The 2,910-nt window shown below is 43.6% G+C and carries 4 protein-coding genes; 3 read left to right on the plus strand and 1 reads right to left on the minus strand.

Going from position 1 to position 2,910, the window contains the following annotated elements:
• From M595_RS27000 to M595_RS27005, 3 genes are all read left to right on the plus strand, one after another.
• Positions 1–1,631 (plus strand): DNA phosphorothioation-associated putative methyltransferase (locus tag M595_RS27000; protein ID WP_023069776.1); only part of this gene is annotated, 1,631 nt, incomplete at its 5' end.
• Between the two features lie 147 nt (positions 1,632–1,778).
• On the plus strand, positions 1,779–2,048 hold the full coding sequence (locus tag M595_RS30345) for a pentapeptide repeat-containing protein (RefSeq protein WP_083492886.1): 270 nt from the start codon (positions 1,779–1,781) through the stop codon (positions 2,046–2,048).
• The gene (locus tag M595_RS27005; protein WP_023069778.1) at positions 1,999–2,607 is read left to right on the plus strand and encodes a pentapeptide repeat-containing protein; all 609 of its coding nucleotides are present in this window, start codon (positions 1,999–2,001) and stop codon (positions 2,605–2,607) included. Before M595_RS30345 ends, M595_RS27005 begins: the two co-directional genes overlap by 50 nt.
• 3 nt (positions 2,608–2,610) lie before the next feature.
• On the opposite strand, the gene M595_RS27010 is transcribed toward M595_RS27005, so the two are convergent.
• Positions 2,611–2,910, minus strand: a 300-nt coding sequence (locus M595_RS27010) for a tetratricopeptide repeat protein (RefSeq protein WP_040484759.1), incomplete at its 5' end; no start/stop codon positions are given.

Below are 2,910 nucleotides of genomic sequence, written 5' to 3' on the forward strand. Positions count from 1 at the left end.
GCATCTATCGTACTATTGGAACCCGTGAAGGATGGCAACAATATCTCGCTCGAAAAGGAGTAGAAATTCGGGATCATCGCATCGTTTCGATAGAAGGGGATCAAGAAAATCCATTAGAGTTTGTCCCTATTCCGAAGATAGAACGTCACAAAGCGGCTTTAGTTCGTCGTTCTCTTTCCCGACCTGTGAAGTTAGTTTTAGAAGCGGGTTTATTCTCCGAAAATACGACTTTCTTTGATTATGGATGTGGCTACGGAGGCGACATTGAACGCATCGGGGAAAAAGGGCATGAAAGTTCCGGTTGGGACCCTTATTATTCCCCGGATACCCCTTTAAAAGAAGCGGATATTGTCAACTTGGGTTACATCATTAATGTGATTGAATGTCAACGAGAACGACGCCAATCTTTGGTGAATGCTTGGGAACTAACAGGACAGGTTTTAATTGTTGCTGCCCAGATTTTAATTGATGATCGCGATCGCGGAATTGTAGCCTATGGAGATGGGATTATTACTAACCGGAATACCTTTCAGAAATATTATGAGCAAGAAGAACTCAAAGTTTATATAGATCAAGTGTTAGGGGTAAATTCTATTCCGCTTGATATTGGCGTTTATGTGGTGTTTAGAGATGAAAGTCAGGGTGAAAATTTTCGAGCATCTCGCTTTAGATCTCGTCTAACTTCTCCGAGAATCTGCACACAAGTTAAACGATTTGAAGACTATGAACAGTTACTTCAACCTGTGATCAAATTTGTTAGCGATCGCGGGCGACTTCCGGTTTTAGGGGAACTCGCTAATGAAGACGAAATTCGAGCGGAATTTGGGACATTTAAAAAAGCATTTAAGATCATTTTACAAGCCACTGATCCCGAAGATTGGGAAAAATTAGCGGATCGCCGTCGTCAGGATTTTTTAGTTTATTTGGCATTAAGTCAGTTTAGTCGTCGCCCCAAACTTTCCCAGTATTCAGAAGTTGTCCGCAATGACATTAAAGGGCTATTTGGCAGCTATAAGAAAGCTTGTGCTTTAGCTGATATTATGTTATATAGTATGGGAAACCTAGAAGTGATCGCAGACTGTTGTTCTAATAGTCCAGTCGGTCAAAGATCTTCTCACTCTCTCGGGGTTCATATTTCCGCCTTGGAAAAACTAGACCCCCTACTGCGTTTGTACGAAGGTTGTGCAAACCGAACTCTAGGTCGGTTAGCCGGAACAACTATAATTAAGTTTCACGTCAAAAAACCCAAAATCACCTACTTATTTTATCCGGATTTTGATACCGATCCGCATCCAGCTCTAGACACTCAAATGGAAATCGACCTACGCGATCTCCATGTCACTTATCAGAGCTACGATGGGCCTAATCCACCCATTTTGCATCGTAAGCAAGCCTATATTACGCCAGAATATCCCAACTATGAGACTTTCGCCAAACTCACTCGTCAAGAGGAGGATTGGGGACTATTAGATAATTATCGGGCAATTCAAACCCGCCTGGGTTGGCTGAAGTGCTTAGAGGAACACTGCGCTGAAATCAAAGGTCATCGTGTCTACTGGCGTACTGATGCCGATCCTTATCGGAGGAAATTAATCGAATCTGCCCGTCGCGCTCGCAAAAAAAAGCACTGATCTACTATTGATTTTACCGAAAAAAGAGGTGATGGATTCGTCAGAATTGAGACTGAAATGTTTTGAATAGACCTGTATTATCCTATCACAGGTTCTCGTAAATCGAATCTTAACTTCACATTTTTTACCTATTTCTCAATAATTATCATGGAAACTCAAACACTTCTCGCTCACTACGCTCACGGTAAGAGAGATTTCCAGGAGGCTTTTCTAATTGGAATTAAACTCATTGGGATCAATTTAAGCGGATCTAATCTGAGTGGGGCGAACCTGATCAGTGCAGATCTCTCCCATGCCAACTTGAGCCTAACAAACCTCCGAGGGATCAATCTCACCAACTCTACCCTGAGTGGATCTAATCTTCGAGGTGTGCTCTTCCGATCTTTACCTGAGCGAAGCCAACTTCACCCGTGCTGATCTCAGCGAAGCCCAACTTCTGAATGCTTATCTCAAAGAAGCCAACTTGACTCATGCTCAACTGGTGAATACCAACCTCAAGGGTGCCAACCTCAGCAACGCCAAACTCCAAAATGCTAACCTGAGCGGTGCCAACCTCCTCAATACCGTTTTAACCGGAGTGAACCTCACCGGGGCTGATCTTCGTGGGGCTAACCTCACCGATGTAGAACTCTGTCAAGTCAACCTCAATGGTACCCAAATCGACGAAAGCACTCAACTTAGTCAAAAATGGCTCTTAGTGCAGAAAATCGTCACTCAAGGTGCAAAAGGGTGGGATTTGAGTCATGTAGACTTAAGCTGTGCCAGCTTTGTGAGTGTTGACTTCACTGATGCGGATCTCACAGGCGCGAACCTAACCGGAACCCACTTCAGCAGCGTTGATCTCAGCAATGCTAAAGTCAAAGATGCCAGTTTTATCGGCTGTACAGGGTTATCAAAATCCACTAAACTTGCTCTGAAAGAACAAGGCGCAATTGTTGACGATGAGTTGATCCCCGCAGAAATGAAAGTCAATTAAACCTTAACGCAGGGCTTGTAGATCCTGCCAAGCTTGAATTAGATTTCCCTGCATCAAAGCTGCAATTCCCCTTAACGCTTGGAATTCACTTTGATCGGGGTTTAATTTAATCGCGGTTTGAATAGCTTTTTCTGCGGCTTGGGGATGCAAAGCATACAGATGAATAAAAGCCAAATAAGCATAAGCGTTTGGGTTTTGGGGATCGAGTTGGGTGACGTGTTCTAAAGCGGCGATCGCAGTGGGTGCATCTTGTTGTAAAACCGTTGCTAAAGCCAAAGCATAAGTATAATCTAAATTGTCGGG

The sequence above is a fragment of the Lyngbya aestuarii BL J genome, assembly GCF_000478195.2.
Lineage (GTDB): Bacteria > Cyanobacteriota > Cyanobacteriia > Cyanobacteriales > Microcoleaceae > Capilliphycus > Capilliphycus aestuarii.